Origin of the sequence: Candidatus Accumulibacter contiguus (assembly GCF_036625285.1) — a bacterium.
Taxonomy (GTDB): domain Bacteria; phylum Pseudomonadota; class Gammaproteobacteria; order Burkholderiales; family Rhodocyclaceae; genus Accumulibacter; species Accumulibacter contiguus.
In genome coordinates, this window is the sequence record NZ_JAZKUC010000001.1 from 1,083,264 (window position 1) to 1,103,442 (window position 20,179).

Below are 20,179 nucleotides of genomic sequence, written 5' to 3' on the forward strand. Positions count from 1 at the left end.
TACCTGATTGGCTGGCCAAGGCGACAATCGAAGCAGCGAAGCGAAACGGATCGCCGCGGGGCCGGCAATCCCGGCAGGCTATAATTGTCCTCTCCGTTGACGTTTGCCAGGGCGGTCATGCTAATTTTTCGCGTCGGTGTCTGTCTGTTGCTGCTGGCTGGGCTAGCGGTGGCGAATGCCGCCGGTGCTCCACCGATTGCTGCCGCTGCCGATCTCAAGTTCGCACTTGCAGAGATCGCCGAGCACTTCGAGAAGGCGACGGGGCGCACGGTGAAGCTTTCTTTCGGTTCCTCGGGACACTTTGCTCACCAGCTTGAGCAAGGCGCTCCCTTCGAGTTGTTTCTCTCTGCCGACGAGAACCTGGTTTTCCGGCTTGCCGACCAAGGACTGACGCTGGATCGTGGCGCCTTGTATGCCATCGGCCGCCTGGTGCTGTTCGTCCCGCACGGATCAACCCTGCAGGCGGATGCCACCTTGAATGATCTGAGGGCGGCATTGGCCGACGGCCGCGTCAAGCGCTTTGCCATTGCCAATCCGGAGCACGCCCCCTACGGTCGCGCGGCGCGCGCGGTGCTGCAACAGGCAGGGCTGTGGTCGGCAATCGAGCCGAAGCTGGTGTTGGGCGAAAACGCCGCGCAGGCCATGCAGTTCGCCGCCTCGGGTTCGAGTCAGGGAGGCTTGCTGCCGCTGTCTCTTTCCAGGGCACCGGCAATCGCCAAATCGGGGACCTTCACGCTGATTCCCGGCGAATGGCACGCGCGCGAACCGTTGCGCCAGCGCCTGGTGCGGATGAAGTCCGCCGGCGATACCGCGCGTGCCTTCCACGATTACCTTCAGCAACCTGCCGCCCGCGCCATCTTCGTTCGCTACGGCTTCGTGCTGCCGGGCGAAGCGCCGCGCTAACGGTCATGACTTTTCCAGGCGCCTCCGATCATGAAAGTCATGACCGTTTCCCTCTCCCCCAACCCCTCCCCCGCAAGGGGGGAGGGGAGATTCGTGAGTCGCATACGCGACTTTCACATTAACGGTCATGACTTTTCCAGGCACCCCCGATCATGACATGAAAGTCATGCGTGCGTCGCTGACGCGACATCCACATTGATGGACGCTACCGCGATCGTTCTGTCGGCCAGACTGGCCTTGCTGACCTTGCTGCTGCTGCTGCCTCCAGCGATTCTTGCCGCCCACTGGCTGGCGGTGACCCCGCGCAAGAGCAAGGCCTGGATCGAGGGCCTGCTGGCACTGCCGCTGGTACTGCCGCCGACGGTGATCGGCTACTACCTGCTGGTGGCGATGGGCAGCCAATCGCCACCGGGACGCTGGTTCGAGGCGCTCGCCGGCCATCCCCTGGCCTTCAGTTTCAGCGGGCTGGTGGTGGCTTCGGTGATCTTCAACATTCCCTTTGCCGTGCAGCCGATCCAGCGCGCCTTCGAAGCCATTGCGCCGGACATCCGCGAAGCCGCGCAATGTTGCGGACTGACTTTCTGGCAGGCTTTCCGCAGGATAGAACTGCCGTTGGCCTGGCCCGGCATTCTCTCGGCATCGGTGATGACCTTTGCCCACACCCTCGGCGAATTCGGCGTGGTGCTGATGGTAGGCGGCAACATCCCCGGTGAAACCCGAACCGTCGCGATCTCGATCTACGACAAGGTGCAATCCTTCGACCACGCTTCGGCGGGAGCGATGTCGCTGTTGCTCCTGCTGATTTCGCTGCTCACCATCTCGGTCAGCTACGGACTGGCCGGACGCCTGTCCAGGCGGCGCCGCGCGACGTGACCCTCAGCGTGCAACTGCGCCACGGCAGTCCACCCCTCGATTTTGCCGCCGAGATTCCCGACGGCTGCATCACGGCTCTGGTGGGCCCTTCCGGCAGCGGCAAGACCTCGATCCTGCGCGCCATTGCCGGCCTGTTGTCCGTCAGGCAGGCACGCGTGGCGCTGGGGATGGAGGTCTGGGCCGAAGGAGAAAAGCACCGACCGACGCGCGAACGGTCGATCGGCTTCGTTTCCCAGCATTACGGTCTGTTTCCGCACCTGACGGTACAGGGAAATGTCGAGACTGCACTCCTCCATCTGCCGGTCGGCGCCCGTCGGGAACGAGCGTGGCATTGCCTTGCCCTCGCCCATATCGAAGGTCTCGACCAGCGCTATCCCGACGAGCTTTCCGGTGGCCAGAAGCAGCGCGTGGCACTGGCGCGGGCGATTGCCCGCCAGCCGCAGGTGCTGCTGCTCGACGAGCCCTTCTCCGCCGTTGATCGCAGTACGCGCAAGCGCCTCTATATGGAATTGCTGCGCCTGCATGAGCAACTCGGTGCGACGGTGCTGCTGGTGACCCATGATCTCGACGAAGCCGCTCAACTGGCCTCGCACCTGATCCTCCTACGGCATGGGCGACTGGTGCAAGCCGGTGCCACTTCCGAGGTGTTGACGCGCCCTGCGACCGAGGAAGCAGCACGCCTCCTCGACATCCCCAATATCTTCACTGCCCGGGTGGACAATGCAGCCAGTGGGCGCAGGCTGTTGCTGCGTTGGGGACCACATGCCCTGCGTGTCACCGGCCCGCTGCCGGTGGGCATCAACAGCGATCTGCGCTGGGCCGTCTTGCCGAACAACGTGCTGCTCGTCCGCCCGGACAAGCCCTGGGGCAGTCACCTCGAGAACCCGCTGCAGGTCGTGATCGAGGAAGTCATCGAAATGGGCGCCGAAGCCATCGTCCGGCTGCAAGCGCAAGGCCTGCCGGAGGCGCGCCTGCAGATGCGCCTGCCGGTCCGCGCCGTCCATCGCTACGGGGTTGCGGTCGGCCGGGAAGTGACGGTTTCGCTGCGGGCAGGCGACATCGTGCCGCTGCGCCCAGGGCCGGCATCCGAACAGATGAACGATGCATCGAGCGCCCCCCGGTCTAACGGTCATGACTTTTTCAGGCACTCCCGATCATGAAAGTCATGACCGTTTCCCTCTCCCCCGCCCCCTTGTATGCTTCGTTTTGTGGTTTTTCGTTCGTTCAAGAGAGGAGATGAAGTCATGGCTGGAAGGGTGTCAAGAGGACCGTGGAATAAATGCGAGAGAGGTATTTTTCTCTTGCGTTTATGCCGCGAAAGCCTCTTGACATCCTGTAAGCCAAGTACACTTGAGGCAGGGGCTGGGGAGGGGTTGATCATCCCCGGCCGCTGCCTCACGGCGAGTGCGGGGTTTGGGGCAGAGCCCCAAGGTTTAGGTCGTAGAGTGCCACGGAGGTGTGGTGGAAACGAGTTCGGAAGGCGACGCACAGCCCGACGCCCCTCTGGGACATCAAGCCCGTGGGAGAGCACTTGGCGTGCATTGTCAGCCGTTTGTCTGAATACCGAACAGTTGCTGGTTGGCACGTGCCGGAAAGCCGTGACCACGTATTTGCAAGGATGGCTATAGATGAACGCTTCTGAATCAACGTTTGTGGGTATTGACGTTTCCAAAGACACGCTGGAGATCGCTTTAGACGACCAATCAAAAACCCAATGCATTGCCAATGCTGACGCTGATATAGCGGCGTTGGTCAAAGAGCTCGTTCCACGTTCTGAGGAGATTGGGGCGATCGTATTGGAGGCCACGGGAGGCTTCGAGCGCCAGGTGGCGGCGGCACTCTGTGCGGCCGGGCTGCCGGTGATGGTGGTCAATCCGAGGCAGGCGCGAGACTTTGCCAAATCCATGGGATACCTTTCCAAGACGGACGCCATTGATGCGCGAGTCCTGTCGCACTTTGCGCGGACACTGCACCAATCGGCGCAGCGGGAACGGCTGTTGATGAAACTGCCCGATGCCAACCAGGAGGCGTTGGAAGCCTTGCTTGTACGCCACAACCAGCTCATTGGCATGCGCGTGGCGGAAGGAAACCGATTGGCCCTGAGCCATGGTTCGCAACACAAGAGCATCAAGGCAGTCCTCAAAATACTGGATCGACAGATCGTGGCGGTTGATAAAAGCATGGCTGGCATGCTGAAAGAGCATTTTGCCGAGAAGCTCGCTTTGTTCAAAGGCTTCAAAGGGGTCGGACCGTGTACGCAAGCGAGTCTGATGGGGGCATTGCCTGAGTTGGGCCAACTCACCCATGCGCAGATTGGCAAGTTGGTCGGAGTCGCTCCATTAAACGCGGACAGTGGTCGCCACAAGGGTAAGCGCATCACCTGGGGTGGTCGAGCGACGGTCCGTACCGCTTTATACATGGCGGCCTTAAGTGCCATACGTTACAACCCCGTCATCAAGACCTTTTATGAACGTTTGCTTGCTAACGGAAAACTCAAAAAAGTCGCGCTGGTCGCTTGCATGCACAAGATGCTGACGATCATGAACGCCATAGTCAAATCGGGTATTCCGTGGAATCCAGAGCATGCAAAATGCGCCTAAAAAACTTGACTGGGAACACAGTTGCTCCCCCGCAAGTGGGGAGGGGAGATTCGTGAGTCGCATACGCGACTTTCACATTAACGGTCATGGATGAAGCCGCGTGCACATTACTCGCTACCCCATGCCCGGGGCTTTTGCTTTGCACCGTCATTGCCTCAGGTGTCCTGATGCGGGTCATTGGCATACCGCGCTTCCACCTCAGCCATTTTCCTCGCCAGGTCGTCGGGAGCAAGGATCTGTTTTTGAAACAAGATGACGGAAAAAGCGGCAATCCAGCGCTCATAGTAGGTGAGATTGTTCATCATCTCGGCGCCGAGAGACTCCACCCCGCGACGCTTTTCCTCGGTGTTGATGATTTTATGGTAGTCCAGCACATCCGCCAGCGCGTGGCAGCGCTTCTCCCAGGGCAACAGCACATGGTCCGTTTGCTGGACTCGGTCGGCCGGCAGCCCGCCGATGTCGTTGGGCAGGCGTTTTAATAAGTCTTCACTGTGGTTCATGGTGTGTCCTGTCTTTGGTTTTCTACTCGGACGACGCCGATCATCGCATCGCGCGTAACCAGGGCTGCGAGTTGTTCCTCGCTCAAATCCTCCGTGCCCGCCGGTCGTTGCGGCAGCACGAGATAACGAACCATCGCGGTCGAATCACTAACGCAGATCTCTACATCCCCGGGAATGTGTGTGCCAAATTCCTCCAGGACCGCCCTTGGCTCTTTCACCGCGCGAGCCCGATAAGGTTTGGACTTGTACCAGTCAGGCGGCAGCCCCAGCACCGGACGCGGATAGCAGGAACAGAGCGTGCAGACGATGAGGTTGTGAACTCTGTCGGTGTTTTCGAGCACGATCAACTGGGTATCGTCGTAAAAGCTGATCCCGAATTCTTCACAGGCGGTACGGCCATTGGCCAGCAGACGCGCGCGAAATCCTGGATCAACCCATGCTCGCGCCACCACCTTCGCCCCCAGAGCCGGCGTGCGGGAGTCGAGCACTTCGATCTGGCGGCGAATTTCACCCGGGCCGATCAATCTCTTCTCGATGAGCAATTCGCGGACAGCGATCTCCATGATTTCATAATAGCCCGGCATCGGTTCATCCGACGCCTTCGGATGATCGTGGTCGTGGTCGTGTGTCTCCATGGTTCAAATCCTTTCCAGCCAGGTTTCAAATACCTCAATGACCAACTGGTCCTGCGCTGGCCCTGCGTATCCAGGCCACAATTCCAAAAGCAGAATGCTCACCCGATAGTAATATCTTCTGATCCCGGCATTACGGCCATAACCTTCCTCCTCATTGTTGACGGCCACCGGCCTCAGGATCATTTTCACCACGCCTTGCTTGCCGCGGACGTAGAGCGGCACGCGGTAGTGGCCAATGGGAAAACGCATCGAAATCCGGACGCAGTCCCCGACCTTCAAAGCGGGTTCCTCACCGAGAGCTTTCACCACCCGCAAACCAGATGGCGTAATTGCTGAGGTTGTTAGGGTCATGTCTGATATTCCTTTTACAGGTTAGCGAAGTAATCGGCCCGCTGCCGCAAATCGCGCCGAAGAAACACAGGGAGGGAATGATGGAGCAAGCCAGGGCCCAACGCAATCGAAGCCTCCGCCTCCAGCCGGGCCAGTCCCGAGTGGCGATGGAGTCTACCGGCGTGTACTGGATCCCCTGGTTCGAATTGCTGGAGTCGCGTGGCTTCACGGTGCTGCAGGTCAACGCGCGCCCCGTGAAGAATGTTTCTGGCCGCAAATCCGACGTGCTGGACTGTCAGTGCGCCGAGTGTTGCGAGCGGTGGCGAGACCTGGCGCTGGCCCATCTGAGTACTGACCGCGCGAGATGCACTGTCGAAAAATCTTACAGTACGTGACCGAATTTCAGGCAAGTCATTGATTTTTCATCATGGTACGTTCAATGCTTATATCTGGCCGTCAACACTGTTCTGATAAATAAGGAGTGCCGCCATGAACGTGACAGCAACTTACACCCGCCACCTGGCGGCCGCCGCAATGCTGGTTCTCGGATCTGCCGTCGCCGAGGCGAGCGTACTGAACTTGTCGACCGGCCTCGATGCGTCGGATACCTTGATCACCCTCGGCAACACGCCCGACGCGCACTGGACCGTCGACCAGCCGGCAGGCGGGATCGCCCCCGCCAAGGTCGTCGATGCAACGAACACGGGCGGTGCATTCTTCGCCTGGGCCGCCAACGGACCTGGGTCGTCCTGGATTACCATCGATCCTAACAGCCTCGGCAATGGATCAGGGACCCCGTTCTCCTATTACCGCTCATTCACGCTCGCTGCCTCAGAGGTCGCGTCGGCCTCGATCTCTGGTGTCTGGGGAATCGACGACTCGGGTGATTTGAAATTGAATGGGAACCTTCTCAGCAGCCTTGTCGCGGACTATTCAGCCACCACTGCATTCTCCGCCGCAGCGGGAAGCGGCTTTTTCGTCGCGGGCTTGAACACGCTGACGATTACCATGACTTCCTCGGACAACGTATGGGAGGCTGTCAGATTGCAAGGTGCCCTCACCGTTCCCGAACCCTCGATGCTCTCCCTCCTGATTTTTGGCATCCCGCTCGCCCGCCGGCGCGGCCGCCAGGCTACGCCGGCCTGAGGCGCGCAGCGCCAGTTTGGCGCAACCAGGACTGCAGCGCCCGCTTTATGCCGTCGTGCACGTGCAGGTCGGCTGGCCGCGCGACCAGCGCCTGCACGGTGTCGGCCTGGGCGTTGCAGCCACCAATGAAAGTATATGAGTGAGCCCCCATCAAGAGGTGTCAATCTCGATCCACCTTTCCGACGCCAGCGGCAACTCATTCAGTTCCGCCCTCGCCTCCCGCCAACTCGGGATGCGACAGTGCGCCAGGTCGGCGAGGCTGAAGACGCCGGGCGGATCGAGCGGTAAGTCGTGCAGCACGGATTCGAGGCAGGCAGCGCGTTCGCTGGTGGCCGCGTAGCAGGTGCCGACCGGACCAATGCTCTCAACGTAACGCGCCATTGTCATAATTTGATCAACGGTCAGATACCCGGTTGCACGTCGGGCAGGCTCCTGGCAAAATGCCTATCCCCTTGATACCCAGGTAAGATTTTATATGCCAAGATCTTTATGTCAATGTCGTTGACTCGTTCTCTAACTTCCTTTTTTCTCAAGCTTTTTTCATTCAGTCGCGTTTGACGGAGAAGGCTTTCTCCCGAACAGGCATCCTCAGTCTTCCCCGCCTGATCGCCTGCCTGCTCGGTGGGTACACGTCCAAAGTGCAGTCTGAACTGGACGCCTTCTTCGCCAACCTGGCGAACCGCGCCGACCTGGCACGAGAAGTCTCGGCGCAGGCCTTTGCCAAAGCCCGGAAGCAGGTGTCGGCCGCCGCCTTCTCGCTTCTCAACGATCATTTCCTCACCCTGGTCGATGCGCAGTTCGGCTTTCCTCTCTGGCACGGGCTGCGCGTCGTCGCCGGCGATGCCACGGACTTGCACCTGACCCTGTTCGGCAAGACCCGTGACGGCAAGCGCTCCGTCCGCCACAAGATCGAGGCCAAAGGCTTCGCGCTCTATCTGCCCGGGATCGAAATGACCCTGGCCGCCAGGCTCTACTCCACCGACGTCGGCGAGCGCCAGATGCTCTTCGAACACCTCGACAAACTCCGCCACAATGACCTCCTCGTGCTCGACCGCGGTTACCCAGCCTACTGGCTCTTCGCCGCCTTGTGGCAGCGAAAACTCCATTTCTGCATGCGGGTCGACAGCCTCAATTTCAACGTCATCAAGACATTCCGCCGATCCGGCCTGCTTGAGCAAATCGTCACCCTGCCAGCCCCCTGCAAACAGGACGCGCTCGATTACGAAATTGCCCGCACTCCTTGCCAGGTTCGACTCATTCGCCAGGTGTTCGGCCACAAGGTGCGCGTTCTCGTGACCTCGCTCCTCGATCTGGATGCCTACCCCGCCGCCGCCTTCGGGGCGCTCTATCACTCCCGCTGGAGAATTGAGGAAGCCTTCAAACGGCTCAAGCACCGTCTGGCCCTCGAACACCTGTCGGGCATGTCCTGGCTGGCCGCACAACAAGACTTCGGCGCAAAAATCCTCTGCGACAACCTCAATGCCCTGGCCGTCCATGCCGCCAGTGAATCCCTCGATCCCAATACCCGCGCACGCTACTTCATCAACCGCGGCGACACCTTCTCTCGCATCAAGCGCACCCTCGGACGCTGGCTCCTCCAGGGCATCAATGCTCTCGACAATGTCGCCTCCGTCTTCGACGAACTCATCAAGAACCTCGTCCAGATAAAACCAAACAGGTCATCTCCCAGAAATTTCACCAAAAAACCACATTTATCACATGCTTACAAAAACGGGGTATGACTATGTTCTGATAGGTTGAGAGCATTGGGCGAAGAAGGCGTCCAGTTCAGACTGCACTTTGGACGTGTACCCACCGAGCAGGCAGGCGATCAGGCGGGGAAAACTGAGGATGCCTGTTCGGGAGAAAGCCTTCTCCGTCAAACGCGACTGAATGAAAAAAGCTTGAGAAAAAAGGAAGTTAGAGAACGAGTCAACGACATTGACATAAAGATCTTGGCATATAAAATCTTACCTGGGTATCAAGGGGATAGGCATTTTGCCAGGAGCCTGCCCGACGTGCAACCGGGTATCTGACCGTTGATCAAATTATGACAATGGCGCGTTACGTTGAGAGCATTGGCCACACCCGGACTACCGCCTTGATCCTGATGGGTGACTGGTGCGGACTGGTTCCGACACCGCAAGAACGAAGACCAGGGCGCGAGCGCCGATCTGATGCCAGGAGCGGATTTGCTCACGAATGTATCGCCGCTGCATCGCGAGAGGTTTTTTTTAACCTGTTGACAGGGGCCGGCTAATGGGTGACCCCGCGGCTTTGACCCCTCCTACGGCAATTTCCGGTTCTTGTGTCGCCGTACTCGTAGTATTGCTGCCAGGCCTATACCAAGCAACCCAAGGGTGGTAGGTTCAGGCACACTCGTTGCCGGGGGCAAGGCTGAAAATAGCAAGCCAGACTGCGAGTGAAAGCTCAGACCATTCGGTAGGCTAACGGGTTGAAGTACAAATGATCGAGAGAAATCTGCAGACGCGTCACCGAATGTCTCGACTGCCAATGCAATCTGGACACTAACCCACCGGTTTTCCGAAGTAATGGTATAAGGCAGTTCAAAATCGAATGCCCCATAGCCGGAACCACTCGCATACTGCTCCAGGGTGTTCGATACGAATCCGCCGCCATAGGAGGTACTGCTAAAGGCAGCTCCGGCAAACCCGAAGGCCTCCCGATCCCATGGCCAACCGTCGAGAACATCGCGATAAAGCCCCTTTGGTTCAATCACCCCATCAACGCGTGCCCGCAAGGATCCGGTATAACCCCCTTCGGGGATATCTCCCTCAAAATAGATCCAGTCACGCAAGAGAGCTCCCGCAAATGCATACTGATGATCGTACTCTGGATTGTATTGAGTGGAACTGGAAGCGCGCAGCACTGCTCCCTCGAGAGATGACGAAGATGCACTGACGCCTGTACTGCTAACATCGCTCCCTGACGAGACCAGTACTACAGGCGTAGATGTTGAAGGAATACCCCAGCAAGAACCGCTACTGCCACAGCCGAAAGCGACCGCGAGGCTATTGTTCCAGTTTGCCATACCGATATCCCAGAGCACATCTCCCGGCGTGTCATATCCACCCCGCAACCCGCGCGCTAAGGCTTCAATTTCCGGATATGGTTCCCCTCGCAACCACTGAAATCCCGTAGAAGACTTATCACTCCAGTCAAGGCCCGCGCTTGCTGGCTGGCTTAAGCACATCAAGGAAACCAGCCCCACACCGAGATAAATTCGCGCCTTGTTCACTCCTGAATCCTTGATGCCTCCCCCCTCAAGCGCGGCCCGCCCCGCGCCGCGAAAGGCCTGCCTGGCGATCTTGCCGGAGAGCCAAACATCTCTCGACATTCTCCTGATTGATTCGACACCACCCCCGCCGCAAACGCTCACTCGCTGCCCGCTACCCGTCTTCTGAATTGGCAAAATTCGCTTCCGTCCCATCACTGTTTCTCCTTGAGTGGCCACAAAATCCGTGGCCGAGACAAGCAAGAAGTAGGCCACTTTTCGTAAGTGCATGACGGGAAAAAAATAAAATAAAATAAACAATAAGAAGTGTAAAGTTTTTCGACACTTAATCCAAGGGGCCAGGCTCAAATAGTATGCCGTAGCAAGAAATAAAGGGCCACGTTCGCTTTATCCAGCGAAAATCAGGTAAAGAAGTGGGCCTCTTGTTGTCTTTCGGCGCCAAAGGGATCAGCAGACAAAACACGCCTGCCCCTTTGATTTCGACTACGGCATCGAGTCGGGGGCGATCAAGCGTAGCTCGGGAAAGTAGCTGCGATAACGGCGGGCATCCCGGGTGAGCAAGGTCAGCCCGGCAACTTGGGCGTGGGCGCCAATGTAAAAGTCAGGCATCGGGGCGGTTTTCGTCCCGCCTGCACGGCGGTAGGCGACAAAAGCTCGCCCAGCGCGGAATGCCGCCTCCCAGGGAAGGTCAGCGCGCTCCAGCAGCATATCGGAGAGGATCGAGGCCATCTGCGACTCCGAATCGGCATAGCCGGCCAACTCCGCGTAGATGATGGGGTTGATGAACACCGCGCCATCGTTCGAGGCGGAGATGAGCTGGGCAGCCGACCAGGCGTACCATTGGGAGTCCGGGTCCGCGGCATCGATGATGACGTTGGTGTCGATGAGATAACTTCGCATCAGTCCTCACCCCGGGTTTCGCGCATGATTTCATCGGTGGTCATGCCGCAGCCCTTGAAAGCGCCACGCAGGCGCTCGACGAGTTGCTGGCCGCGTGTTCCTCCCTTGGGCATGAGCCGGACAACACCGTCCTTGAACTCGAACTCCACATCCGTATTCGGCATCAGCCCGGCCTGTTTGCGAATTTCAACGGGAATGGTCACCTGACCTTTGCTGGTGATGCGCATAGTTTTCCCCTTCTTGCTGTAAGCAGTAAGAATAGCACGGCATTACGTCGGCGACCGCGTCGTGGAACGTCTACCGCCGGAGCATTCGCAGCCCGATCGCGCCGGCCACTGGGATTCGCTCATCGTCGCGGCGGCGCTGGCCGCAGGCTGCGCAATCCTTCACTGTGAGGACATGCAGTACGGGCAGGTATTCGAGTTAAGGGGGCCAGGCTCGAATAGGGTGCCGTAGCCTTTGATCGGATGGCTCCAACGGGTCAATGGCGACGTCCAACATCCGCGGCGGGAGACTGACGACCGTATGGCCACAAGTCGCCTCGATCTTCTGAATGTCGGCGCAGATGGCACGGAGGTCGAAATTGAACCTCCGCGCATGTTCAGCGCGATACTTCCGAACTTCGTCAACAATAGGGTCGATCATTCCAGATCTCCAAAGACCTCTTCCGGCGAACACAGTTCGGGGCACTGGCAGCCGTCCCGCTCGATGACCGACCGTATCTTGTGCCGGGTGAGCGCGTTGTTGACGTGGGTGGGTGGTGTCCCTCAAGTGGATATGCTAACCTATAAGATATTGATTATAAAATACTATATGAGGCTCATATCCACGTCTGGACCACTACCGTCAGCGCATTGTGCCAACGCTCCCGCTCGGCCGCATCTTCGTCGCCGGGACGCGGCCGGCCGGTCTGGTTGAGAAGAACGATGACCGGTTTGCCGATCCACTCGAGAACGGCGAGTTCGAGCGAAAGATAGCCCACGTCAGTAGGTTCTTCGGACGCATTGACCAGGTACAGTACAACGTCGGCCTGCTCGCGCACGTTGAACACCGCCTGCTGCAAGAGCCAGAACACGCGGTCGCGGAAGCGATCCCAGAGCTGCGCCAGGAACCAGCCGATGGGGTTGCCCTGCTGCTGCAGACGCCTGGCCAGGCGGGCGCTGTCACCGAATCCGGGGGTGTCCCAGAGAAGCAGTTCATCACCTTCCGGCGTGCCGATCAGGGAATGGCTGGTGGCCTCGAGGGTGACGTGCGGCGCGTCCCGCACCCCGCCGACATCTCGCCCGAGCAGGGTGCGCGCGCGAGTCGTCTCGGTTCGAGCACAGCCCCCCGCAATGGTGTCACAATGACAGTTGCCGGCCAGTAGGCAATCGCCGTCTTGCCATCTGGCCAGTGCGATGTGACTGAAACCCGTCGTCGGCACGGAACCGCTATGGATGTTGCCTCCCCGATACCAGTTGAACCCACCGCCGGCAATTCCCGGCCGCCCTCGTCGGCGCAGGATGGCCCCAGATACGCGCGCCTGTTCCTCGCGCTCTGGCCGGCGCCCGCGGAAAACTCGGCACTCCTCGGTTATCAGCAGCAATGGTTGTGGCCGAAGAGATCATCACCCGTCCCTACCGAGCGGCTGCACCTGACCCTGCACTTCATCGGCGCCGTCGAACGCCTGCGCCTGGAAGCCGTGGGCGCCGGACTGCAGGTGGCAATGACCCCTTTCGAGCTGCATCTGACCCAGGCTGCGATCTGGCCTCGCGGCCTCGCGGTGCTGCAGGCGAGCGCCATACCCGAGGCGCTGAAGGAACTGCATTGCCGCCTTGGCGAAGCGCTGCAGGCACTGGCCCTGCCGGTCGAGTCGCGTCCCTTTCGCCCGCATGTGACGCTGGCCCGACGTGCTGCCGGAACCATCGCACCCGCCGCAGCGCCGGCACTGCTCTGGCAGATCGGCAGCTACGTGCTGGTCGAGTCCTTGCCGGGCGCCACTGGTGGCTACCGGATCCGGCGCCGTTACCCCTGAGCCGCAAGGCAGCGGTGTCGGAAAACTCGCAGCAGTGCTTCCAAAGCCCGCAAAATCAGGCACAATGGCGCCCTTTTGCAAACGCCACGGCCGCTTCGCGGCAGGAAGCGCTGAAATGTCGCATCGCCGTGCTGCCGCGCTGATGGTGCTGGTAACGCTGCTCTGGAGCATCGCCGGGGTGGTCTCGCGCCATCTCGATGCTGCCGGTAGTTTCGAGGTCACCTTCTGGCGCAGCCTGTTCAATGCGCTGGCGCTGAGTGTTGCGCTGACGCTGATGCGTGGACCCGGCCTGTGGCGCGGACTGGCACACGCCGCATGGCCGGTGTGGTTCTCGGGCCTCTGCTGGTCGGTGATGTTTACCGCTTTCATGCTGGCGATCACCCTCACCACGGTCGCCAATGTACTGGTGACGATGGCCATCGGCCCCCTGATCACCGCCTTGTTCGCCCGCATCTTCCTGCAGCACCGACTGCCAGCCCGAACCTGGCTGGCGATCGTGGTGGCCGGCGCAGGCATTGCCTGGATGTTCGGACAAGAGGCGCAAAGTGGCCTGTCGCTGCTTGGCACTCTGGTCGCACTCGCCGTGCCACTGGCCGCCGCGCTCAACTTCACGACGCTGCAGCATGTTGGTCGTGGCCGGAATGCTGCGGATGGAGCAGTTCGCCAGGACATGTTGCCGACGGTGCTGATCGGTGCCATACTGTCGGCAGCCTTCACCCTGCCGATGGCGTATCCCTTCCAGGCATCGATCCATGACCTCGGTCTGCTGGCACTGCTCGGTGTCGTGCAACTGGCGATTCCCTGTCTGCTGGTGGTGCGCCTGTCGCGCGAACTGCCGGCGCCGGAGATCGCTCTGCTCGGTCTGCTCGAAGTCGTCTTCGGTGTCACCTGGGCCTGGCTCGGTGCCGGCGAGCAGCCGGCAGCAAGCACTCTGACCGGTGGCGCGCTGGTGCTTGGCGCGCTGGTGGTCAACGAAGTACTGGCCGGCTTCCCACTCAAGCCAGGACGATCTCTAACGGTCATGACTTTTCCAGGCACCCCCGATCGAAAGAAATGAGCGCTGTCACCAAGAAACTGTCTTTCCTCGACAGATATCTGACGGTCTGGATTTTTGCTGCCATGGCGATCGGTGTCGGCCTCGGTTTCTTCGTTCCGGGCATCGAGGCTCTGATCAATTCCTTCCAGGTCGGAACGACCAACATTCCGATTGCGCTGGGCCTGATCCTGATGATGTACCCGCCCTTCGCCAAGGTCCGTTACGAAGAACTACCCGACGTCTTCGTCGACAAGAAAGTCCTTGGCCTGTCGCTGCTTCAGAACTGGGTCGTCGGGCCGATCCTGATGTTCGCGCTGGCGATCATCTTCCTGCCGGACAAACCCGAGTACATGGTCGGCCTGATCATGATCGGCCTCGCCCGCTGCATCGCCATGGTGATCGTCTGGAACGAGATTGCCAAGGGGTCTACCGAGTACGCTGCCGGCCTCGTGGCCTTCAACTCGATCTTCCAGGTACTGTTCTACAGCGTCTACGCCTGGCTGTTCGTGACGGTCCTGCCGCCACTTTTCGGGCTCTCCGGTTCCGTGGTCGATGTCTCGATCGGGCAGATTGCCGAGAGCGTCTTCATCTACCTGGGAATTCCGTGCGTCGCCGGGGTTCTGACACGGGTGATCCTGCTGCGCTTTGTCTCGAAGGAGTGGTATCACCAGCAGTTCGTACCAAAGATCGGTCCGATCACCCTCGTCGCTCTGCTGTTCACCATCGTCGTCATGTTCAGCCTCAAGGGCAAGCTGATCGTCACCATCCCGCTGGACGTGGTGCGCATCGCCATCCCGCTGCTGATCTATTTCGTGCTGATGTTCCTGATTTCGTTCTACATGAGCAGGAAGGTGGGGGCCGGCTACGGAAAATGCGCCACTCTGTCGTTCACCGCGGCGAGCAACAACTTCGAACTGGCGATTGCCGTCGCCGTGGCCGTCTATGGCATCAATTCCGGCGCCGCCTTCGCCGCCGTCATCGGTCCGCTGGTCGAGGTGCCGGTGATGATCGGCCTGGTGAGTGTGTCGCTGTGGTTCCAGAAGCGCTACTTCGCCTCTGAAAGCACGAGGGTGTAAGTGTCAGTGGCGGTCAAAACCCGCCGATAGCTGGCGGAGAAGCGTAGGAGAGGCTCCCGGCGAGGGATGGTCCGTAGTCGAGACGGATTGGGGTTTCGGAGCGGCCGGGTCACCGATGATGCGGCAGGGGGGCGTGTCGGAAGGAGCCCGAAGGGCGACTGGAGACACGCCCCCCTGCCGCGCGCCGGCCATCGGGGAAGCTTGCCGCTCATCGGCGAAGGGGGCAACGCGGAGATGACAAGCCCGTTCGCGATGCGGTAAAAAGGGCCCGCCAAGAAGAACGAGCACGACACCGGCCAAACCCGCAAAGTTGACACCGATGCCGTGCCCCACACCGTGCTGGGCACGGGTGCAGGGAGAGTATTTCACGATCGACATCTCCCTGTCGATCGCGCATTGGCATGCCGGAAACCGCCAATGGAAATCACGGGCCGACTCTTCCTTTGTCATGGCTGCCGAACCCAGGTCGTCGTCTGCCGCCGCTGCGACCGGGGCCAGATCTATTGTGCCAGAGGCTGCGCCCAAGCCGCACGCCGCGCTTCGGTCCAGGAAGCCGGCCACCGCTACCAGAAGAGCCGAAGAGGCCGCCTCAAGCATGCCGAAAGAAGCCGCCGTTACCGGCTGCGCCGGCAGAATGTGACGCATCAGGGTTCTATGCCAGCGGCACAAAGTGATCTACTGGCGGCGAACTCGGCGGTGGGCCGGGAACCGACGGCAGTCGGTCCGACCGACCCTTCCCGAACGGCGCGCTGCCATTTCTGCGGTACGCGCTGTTCGGGCTTGCTCAGGCAGGGCTTTCTGGGCAGCTGCCGGGTTCCATCCGCTGTCCCACCTGACCGAAGAGGAACCCCACTTGACCATTTCCCCTGAACTGGAAGCGCAAATCCTGCGCTACTTCCACGCCGAACACTGGCGCATCGGCACTATCGCCAGCCAACTGAAGGTGCACCACGGCACCGTCTCGCGCGTCATCACGCAGGCCGGCTTGCCACGGGTCGGCGCGCCGCGGCGCGCTTCCCGCATCGACCCCTACCTGCCCTTCATCCGCGAGACCCGGGAACAGTTTCCCCACCTGACCGCGAGTCGGCTATACGTCATGGTGAAGGGCCGCGGCTACAGCGGGCAGCCCGATCATTTCCGGCACTTGCTCGCCTTGCACCGACCGCGGCCCACCGCCGAAGCCTACCTGCGGTTGCGCACGCTGCCCGGTGAACAAGGACAAATCGACTGGGCCCACTTTGGTCATCTCGATATCGGCCGTGCCCGCCGGCCTTTGATGGCTTTCGTGATGGTGCTGTCGTGGTCGCGACAGATCTTCCTGCGCTTCTTTCTCGATGCCCGCATGGAGAATTTCCTGCGCGGTCACTCCGCTGCTTTCGAGACCTGGGTCGGCGTGCCGAGGGTCCTGCTCTATGACAACCTCAAGAGCGCCGTCCTGGAGCGACAAGGCCAGGCGATCCGATTCAACCCGACGCTGCTGCATTTCGCCGGTCATTACCGCTACGAACCACGGCCCGTGGCAGTGTACCGAGGAAATGAGAAAGGGCGCGTTGAGCGCGCCATCCGGTATATCCGAGAGGCCTTCTTTGCCGGCCGCAGCTTTGCCGATCTGGCCGATCTCAATGCTCAGGCCGATGCCTGGTGCGCCGGCGAAGCCGCCGACCGGCGCGGCCCGGAAGACGTGACCCTGACCGTACGCGAAGCCTTTGCGCTGGAATCGGCGCATCTCATGGCCCTGCCGGACAATCCCTATCCAACCGACGAGCAGGTGGCGGTAAAGGTCGCCAAGACACCCTATGCGCGTTTCGACCTCAACGATTACTCGGTTCCCCATACCCACGTGCAACGCACGCTGAGCGTCGTCGCGGATCCCCGGCAGGTGCGCATCCTCGAGGGCCAGACGCTCCTGGCGACGCATGCGCGCAGCTATGATCGGGGGCAGTGCATCGAGAATCCCGCCCATCTCGAGACGCTCGCCGCACACAAGCACCAGGCCAGTCAGCACCGCGGTACTGACCGCCTGACCCAGGCGGTGCCGGAGAGCCGGGACCTCCTCGTGCGGGCTGCCGAGCGTGGCGGCCATCTCGGCGCGATCACCAGGGCTCTGTTGCGCCTGCTGGATCGTTATGGTGCGGCCGAATTGCGCGTCGGCGTCCTCGACGCATTGGCGCGCGAGGTGCCGCACGTGAACGCGGTGCGCCTGGCTCTGGAACGTCGGCGCGAAGCCCGAGATCAGCCGCCGCCGGTCGAAATCACCTTGTCCGAGCAGGTCCAGCGCCGCGACACGCCGGTCCAGCCACACCGCCTGGCAAGTTATGACCAACTCACGGAGGCCGACGATGACCCCGCTTGAGAGCCTGCGCCGGCGCGCAGAGACCTTGCACCTGCATGGCCTGCTCGCCCATTGGCCAGAATTGGCCGACAGCACCTGGGTTGAGCCGCTACTGGCCTGGGAGGAAGCCGAACGGGCACGGCGCAGCCTCGAACGCCGCCTCGGCTGCGCCCATATCGGCCGCTTCAAGCCGCTGGCCGATTTCGATTGGAACTGGCCCACGCAGTGTGACCGAACGGCGATCAGCGAATTGATGGGGCTCGATTTCCTGCACAGCGCCACCAACGTCATCCTGGTCGGCAGTAGCGGGCTGGGGAAGTCGACCATTGCCCAGAACATCGCCTATCAGGCCGTCCTGCACGGCCACACCGTGCTGTTCACGACCGCAGGCCAACTTCTCAATGATCTCGCCACCCTCGATAGCGATTCGGCTCTGCGCCGTCGATTGCGCCACTACGCCGCACCGTCTCTCTTGGTCGTCGACGAGGTTGGCTACCTGTCCTATTCGAACCGCCATGCCGATCTGCTCTTCGAACTGATCAACCGCCGCCACGAAACCCGCAGCACCTTGATCACTACCAACCGCTCGTTCTCGGACTGGGCGGAGGTCTTCCCCAACGCCGCCTGCGTCGTCGCGCTCATCGATCGTCTCGTCCATCACGCCGAGATCATCGCCCTCAAGGGCGAATCCTATCGCCACAAAGAGGCCCGCGAGCACGCCGAGCAGCGCTCCCGAAAACGCAAGGCAACCGCCGGGAGCACCCCATGAAACCCTACCCCCAACCCTCCGGATTGAACCACGGCCTCGACTGCCTGATATCCGCCGAATGGACACCGGCCCAGGCTTTCGCCGTCGTCGAACTGCTCGACGACTTGCGGGACCGGATCTGCGCTCACTACCAGACCGCCCTCTTTGAACTGCTTCGTGACGAGCAATCCAGGGACAGCGACGCCAATCCCTACGACCCCTGGACCGAAGAGCCGCCGTTCTAACCGCTGCCAACCTTCCAATCCTCAAGGGGCCCTTACCGGCCCCTCCTTTGTCCACTCAATCAGTCCAGCATTCTCTGCCATTCTTCTGCGCCATTTATGCGCGCTTCCTTCCAGCCACTAACAATCGGCAAGGATCTCCAGCACCATCAGCGCGCCGTGCTCGGTGCGCGTCTGCCAGCGCCACGAAAGCTTCAAGCCCTGTTCATTGACAGCGCGTTCGAACCCCATGCGCTTCAGGTTGTCCTCCAGCGAGTGGTACGCGTCGGTGTCGGCCAGGAGCTGCAGATCGATGACGATGTCGACATCCAGCGTGCCGGCGTGCGCAGGCACGTCGGGTGGACGCTGGGGCACCAGATAGCGCAGGGTCAGTCCTCCCACTAGGAAAACCGATTCCTTCCATGGGCCGAGTCCGCGCAGCAGCGTGACGAGAACGCGCTCGCAGTCCACGGTGTAGGCATCGCTGTATCCACCGAAGTGGGTCGGTTTGACCATCAGAAGCCGATCCTTTCTTTGCGCAGGTGCTCGGCCAACTCCTTGGCGCGCCCCTCGGCGCACACGAGGTCCAGGTAGGTCTGGATCGGGCTGGCCAGCCAGACACCGTCCACCCGCTGCCTGAACAGCAGATCCCCTGGCGATTTGGCGTCGATGACCACCAGATTCGCTCCCTCACTGACGGGGCGGGCGCCCAGTTCGCCCAGCGCTGCTTCGGTGGCCGAGCCGACTGGCAAGCGGATGCGAACCTGCGAGACGTTCGACAGAAACGGGGCGTAGCGCTGGGCAGCCGCTTCATGGGTGACCGCGTAGTCGATTCCACGCGATGAACACACGCCTTCGAGTCCTGCGGCCAGGGCGTCGGTTTTCATGGACGGAACGAAGAACCTTCGCATCGCCTCGGCCGGTTGCTGCTTCAGGCTCGTTGCCCAGGCATCCAGCAGTGCGGCAGGCTGACGCACGCGCCGCTGCTTGCCCGGCCCCTGTCCCCGCGAACCCAGCCAATCGAGTCGCTCCAGTTCGGTCAAGACCATCGACACCGTCGATGGGGATGCCGAGACGTCTTCGGCCAGATCGGTCACACCGAGCCAGTCCTCGCGACGCATCAGCAGACCATGCAGCACGTGCGCACGGCGCCCTGAAAACAGCGAACGAATGGCGCGGGAGGTCGACTTCGACGGCGGCTTGTCCACGAAGAAGAGCGCACCCGGTGCGGGGAGGTACAGGCTGCCCCCGGCGTCGAAATAACCGACCCGCTCCGCTTGCAGCAACTCCTTGGCGCCCGGGGAGATCGATTCGGCTACAAGCAGCGACACGGCGTTTTCTGCGCCGGCATCGCCAATGCGCCGCGACGCCGCATCCCGGATCTGCCAAAGTGCCTGCCGGACATCCCGCGGATAGAGCGCCTTTCGGATCCTGACCAGCAGTGCCAATGGACGCCCGGCGACCAGCATCGAGACCGAAACGTCGTTCACCGCGGCCTGCCCGCCGGCGTCGCCTTGGCACGCGAGATCAGCCGTCACGTCCGGGAGGGCCCGCAGGGCTTCCAGGAGTTCGGCGATCAACGCGCGCTCGACTTCAGGGGTGTTCACGA

The 20,179-nt window shown here is 61.0% G+C and carries 22 protein-coding genes and 2 pseudogenes; 13 read left to right on the top strand and 11 right to left on the bottom strand.

Annotation, left to right across the window (positions count from 1 at the left end; translation table 11 throughout):
• Positions 1-117 precede the first annotated feature (117 nt).
• From modA to V5B59_RS05290, 4 genes are all read left to right on the top strand, one after another.
• Positions 118-903, top strand: coding sequence for a molybdate ABC transporter substrate-binding protein (modA, locus tag V5B59_RS05275; RefSeq protein WP_034914504.1), 786 nt, complete (start codon positions 118-120; stop codon positions 901-903).
• 198 nt (positions 904-1,101) lie between these two features.
• Positions 1,102-1,776: a molybdate ABC transporter permease subunit gene (gene modB, locus V5B59_RS05280; protein WP_169069903.1), complete on the top strand. Its 675-nt coding sequence runs from the start codon at positions 1,102-1,104 to the stop codon at positions 1,774-1,776.
• Positions 1,773-2,936 carry a sulfate/molybdate ABC transporter ATP-binding protein gene (locus tag V5B59_RS05285; RefSeq protein WP_169069904.1) on the top strand — a complete coding sequence of 388 codons (1,164 nt, stop codon included), beginning with the start codon at positions 1,773-1,775 and terminating at the stop codon, positions 2,934-2,936. Before modB ends, V5B59_RS05285 begins: the two co-directional genes overlap by 4 nt.
• 468 nt (positions 2,937-3,404) lie before the next feature.
• On the top strand, positions 3,405-4,376 hold the full coding sequence (locus V5B59_RS05290) for a transposase (RefSeq protein WP_332351565.1): 972 nt from the start codon (positions 3,405-3,407) through the stop codon (positions 4,374-4,376).
• 155 nt (positions 4,377-4,531) lie between these two features.
• Here V5B59_RS05290 and V5B59_RS05295 read toward each other — a convergent pair whose 3' ends face one another.
• Genes V5B59_RS05295 through V5B59_RS05305 form a run of 3 tightly spaced genes read right to left on the bottom strand, consistent with a single transcriptional unit; the run spans position 4,532 to position 5,862 of the window.
• The gene (locus V5B59_RS05295; protein ID WP_034914480.1) at positions 4,532-4,876 is read right to left on the bottom strand and encodes an SH3-like domain-containing protein; all 345 of its coding nucleotides are present in this window, start codon (positions 4,874-4,876) and stop codon (positions 4,532-4,534) included.
• Positions 4,873-5,511, bottom strand: a complete 639-nt coding sequence (locus V5B59_RS05300) for a nitrile hydratase subunit alpha (protein ID WP_034914484.1) — start codon at positions 5,509-5,511, stop codon at positions 4,873-4,875. Before V5B59_RS05300 ends, V5B59_RS05295 begins: the two co-directional genes overlap by 4 nt.
• A gap of 3 nt (positions 5,512-5,514) precedes the next feature.
• Positions 5,515-5,862, bottom strand: coding sequence for an SH3-like domain-containing protein (locus tag V5B59_RS05305; protein WP_288130410.1), 348 nt, complete (start codon positions 5,860-5,862; stop codon positions 5,515-5,517).
• 128 nt (positions 5,863-5,990) lie between these two features.
• On the opposite strand from V5B59_RS05305, the pseudogene V5B59_RS05310 reads away from it, so the two are divergent.
• Both V5B59_RS05310 and V5B59_RS05315 read left to right on the top strand, forming a co-directional pair.
• Positions 5,991-6,140 (top strand): annotated as a pseudogene (locus tag V5B59_RS05310) (IS110 family transposase); the annotation flags it as partial.
• Positions 6,141-6,330: 190 nt separating this feature from the next.
• Positions 6,331-6,987, top strand: coding sequence for a PEP-CTERM sorting domain-containing protein (locus tag V5B59_RS05315; RefSeq protein WP_332351666.1), 657 nt, complete (start codon positions 6,331-6,333; stop codon positions 6,985-6,987).
• Here V5B59_RS05315 and V5B59_RS05320 read toward each other — a convergent pair.
• Both V5B59_RS05320 and V5B59_RS05325 read right to left on the bottom strand, forming a co-directional pair.
• Positions 6,974-7,138 carry a hypothetical protein gene (locus tag V5B59_RS05320; protein WP_332351667.1) on the bottom strand — a complete coding sequence of 55 codons (165 nt, stop codon included), beginning with the start codon at positions 7,136-7,138 and terminating at the stop codon, positions 6,974-6,976. The genes V5B59_RS05315 and V5B59_RS05320 overlap by 14 nt on opposite strands.
• Positions 7,138-7,368 (bottom strand): hypothetical protein, encoded by a 231-nt coding sequence (locus V5B59_RS05325; protein ID WP_332351668.1) that lies wholly within the window; start codon positions 7,366-7,368, stop codon positions 7,138-7,140. The genes V5B59_RS05320 and V5B59_RS05325 overlap by 1 nt, the downstream gene beginning before the upstream one ends.
• Before the next feature lie 173 nt (positions 7,369-7,541).
• Here V5B59_RS05325 and V5B59_RS05330 point away from each other — a divergent pair, with 173 nt between their 5' ends.
• Positions 7,542-8,729: an IS4 family transposase gene (locus V5B59_RS05330; protein ID WP_332351669.1), complete on the top strand. Its 1,188-nt coding sequence runs from the start codon at positions 7,542-7,544 to the stop codon at positions 8,727-8,729.
• Between the two features lie 545 nt (positions 8,730-9,274).
• On the opposite strand, the gene V5B59_RS05335 is transcribed toward V5B59_RS05330, so the two are convergent.
• The 4 genes from V5B59_RS05335 to V5B59_RS05350 form a co-directional block, all read right to left on the bottom strand.
• On the bottom strand, positions 9,275-10,591 hold the full coding sequence (locus tag V5B59_RS05335; protein ID WP_332351670.1) for a PEP-CTERM sorting domain-containing protein: 1,317 nt from the start codon (positions 10,589-10,591) through the stop codon (positions 9,275-9,277).
• Positions 10,592-10,726: 135 nt separating this feature from the next.
• Positions 10,727-11,143, bottom strand: coding sequence for a type II toxin-antitoxin system VapC family toxin (locus V5B59_RS05340; RefSeq protein ID WP_034914367.1), 417 nt, complete (start codon positions 11,141-11,143; stop codon positions 10,727-10,729).
• On the bottom strand, positions 11,143-11,370 hold the full coding sequence (locus tag V5B59_RS05345; RefSeq protein WP_034914363.1) for an AbrB/MazE/SpoVT family DNA-binding domain-containing protein: 228 nt from the start codon (positions 11,368-11,370) through the stop codon (positions 11,143-11,145). The genes V5B59_RS05340 and V5B59_RS05345 overlap by 1 nt, the downstream gene beginning before the upstream one ends.
• A gap of 593 nt (positions 11,371-11,963) precedes the next feature.
• Positions 11,964-12,728 (bottom strand): GTPase, encoded by a 765-nt coding sequence (locus tag V5B59_RS05350; RefSeq protein WP_408612888.1) that lies wholly within the window; start codon positions 12,726-12,728, stop codon positions 11,964-11,966.
• Between V5B59_RS05350 and thpR the strand changes: the two genes are divergently transcribed.
• The 6 genes from thpR to V5B59_RS05380 all read left to right on the top strand — a co-directional run bounded on the left by thpR (position 12,666) and on the right by V5B59_RS05380 (position 18,594).
• On the top strand, positions 12,666-13,157 hold the full coding sequence (gene thpR / locus V5B59_RS05355) for an RNA 2',3'-cyclic phosphodiesterase (RefSeq protein ID WP_408612945.1): 492 nt from the start codon (positions 12,666-12,668) through the stop codon (positions 13,155-13,157). The two genes, V5B59_RS05350 and thpR, sit on opposite strands and share 63 nt — an antisense overlap.
• A 115-nt stretch (positions 13,158-13,272) precedes the next feature.
• Entirely contained in the window at positions 13,273-14,214 is a 942-nt protein-coding gene (locus V5B59_RS05360) for a DMT family transporter (protein WP_288130848.1), read from the top strand.
• Positions 14,211-15,269 (top strand): ACR3 family arsenite efflux transporter, encoded by a 1,059-nt coding sequence (arsB, locus tag V5B59_RS05365; protein ID WP_288130850.1) that lies wholly within the window; start codon positions 14,211-14,213, stop codon positions 15,267-15,269. Before V5B59_RS05360 ends, arsB begins: the two co-directional genes overlap by 4 nt.
• Positions 15,270-16,122: 853 nt before the next feature.
• Positions 16,123-17,622 (top strand): IS21 family transposase, encoded by a 1,500-nt coding sequence (istA, locus tag V5B59_RS05370; protein WP_332351672.1) that lies wholly within the window; start codon positions 16,123-16,125, stop codon positions 17,620-17,622.
• Positions 17,609-18,370: an IS21-like element helper ATPase IstB gene (gene istB, locus V5B59_RS05375; RefSeq protein WP_332351673.1), complete on the top strand. Its 762-nt coding sequence runs from the start codon at positions 17,609-17,611 to the stop codon at positions 18,368-18,370. Before istA ends, istB begins: the two co-directional genes overlap by 14 nt.
• Positions 18,367-18,594, top strand: a complete 228-nt coding sequence (locus V5B59_RS05380; protein ID WP_332351674.1) for a hypothetical protein — start codon at positions 18,367-18,369, stop codon at positions 18,592-18,594. Before istB ends, V5B59_RS05380 begins: the two co-directional genes overlap by 4 nt.
• Before the next feature lie 123 nt (positions 18,595-18,717).
• On the opposite strand, the pseudogene V5B59_RS05385 reads toward V5B59_RS05380, so the two are convergent.
• Together V5B59_RS05385 and V5B59_RS05390 are read right to left on the bottom strand one after the other, a co-directional pair.
• Positions 18,718-19,086: pseudogene (locus V5B59_RS05385) on the bottom strand (antitoxin); the annotation flags it as partial.
• On the bottom strand, positions 19,086-20,177 hold the full coding sequence (locus V5B59_RS05390; protein WP_308240187.1) for a hypothetical protein: 1,092 nt from the start codon (positions 20,175-20,177) through the stop codon (positions 19,086-19,088). The gene V5B59_RS05390 and the pseudogene V5B59_RS05385, both read right to left, overlap by 1 nt.
• Positions 20,178-20,179: the final 2 nt, after the last annotated feature.

Excerpts from the sequence above, each read along its gene's own strand:
- V5B59_RS05305 (WP_288130410.1), bottom strand. The coding sequence starts at position 5,862 with ATGACCCTAACAACCTCAGCAATTACGCCATCTGGTTTGCGGGTGGTG.
- V5B59_RS05360 (WP_288130848.1), top strand. The coding sequence starts at position 13,273 with ATGTCGCATCGCCGTGCTGCCGCGCTGATGGTGCTGGTAACGCTGCTC.
- modB (WP_169069903.1), top strand. The coding sequence starts at position 1,102 with ATGGACGCTACCGCGATCGTTCTGTCGGCCAGACTGGCCTTGCTGACC.
- V5B59_RS05320 (WP_332351667.1), bottom strand. The coding sequence starts at position 7,138 with ATGGGGGCTCACTCATATACTTTCATTGGTGGCTGCAACGCCCAGGCC.
- modA (WP_034914504.1), top strand. The coding sequence starts at position 118 with ATGCTAATTTTTCGCGTCGGTGTCTGTCTGTTGCTGCTGGCTGGGCTA.
- arsB (WP_288130850.1), top strand. The coding sequence starts at position 14,211 with ATGAGCGCTGTCACCAAGAAACTGTCTTTCCTCGACAGATATCTGACG.
- V5B59_RS05295 (WP_034914480.1), bottom strand. The coding sequence starts at position 4,876 with ATGAACCACAGTGAAGACTTATTAAAACGCCTGCCCAACGACATCGGC.
- V5B59_RS05315 (WP_332351666.1), top strand. The coding sequence starts at position 6,331 with ATGAACGTGACAGCAACTTACACCCGCCACCTGGCGGCCGCCGCAATG.
- V5B59_RS05290 (WP_332351565.1), top strand. The coding sequence starts at position 3,405 with ATGAACGCTTCTGAATCAACGTTTGTGGGTATTGACGTTTCCAAAGAC.
- V5B59_RS05380 (WP_332351674.1), top strand. The coding sequence starts at position 18,367 with ATGAAACCCTACCCCCAACCCTCCGGATTGAACCACGGCCTCGACTGC.
- V5B59_RS05325 (WP_332351668.1), bottom strand. The coding sequence starts at position 7,368 with ATGGCGCGTTACGTTGAGAGCATTGGTCCGGTCGGCACCTGCTACGCG.
- V5B59_RS05345 (WP_034914363.1), bottom strand. The coding sequence starts at position 11,370 with ATGCGCATCACCAGCAAAGGTCAGGTGACCATTCCCGTTGAAATTCGC.
- istB (WP_332351673.1), top strand. The coding sequence starts at position 17,609 with ATGACCCCGCTTGAGAGCCTGCGCCGGCGCGCAGAGACCTTGCACCTG.
- V5B59_RS05340 (WP_034914367.1), bottom strand. The coding sequence starts at position 11,143 with ATGCGAAGTTATCTCATCGACACCAACGTCATCATCGATGCCGCGGAC.
- V5B59_RS05300 (WP_034914484.1), bottom strand. The coding sequence starts at position 5,511 with ATGGAGACACACGACCACGACCACGATCATCCGAAGGCGTCGGATGAA.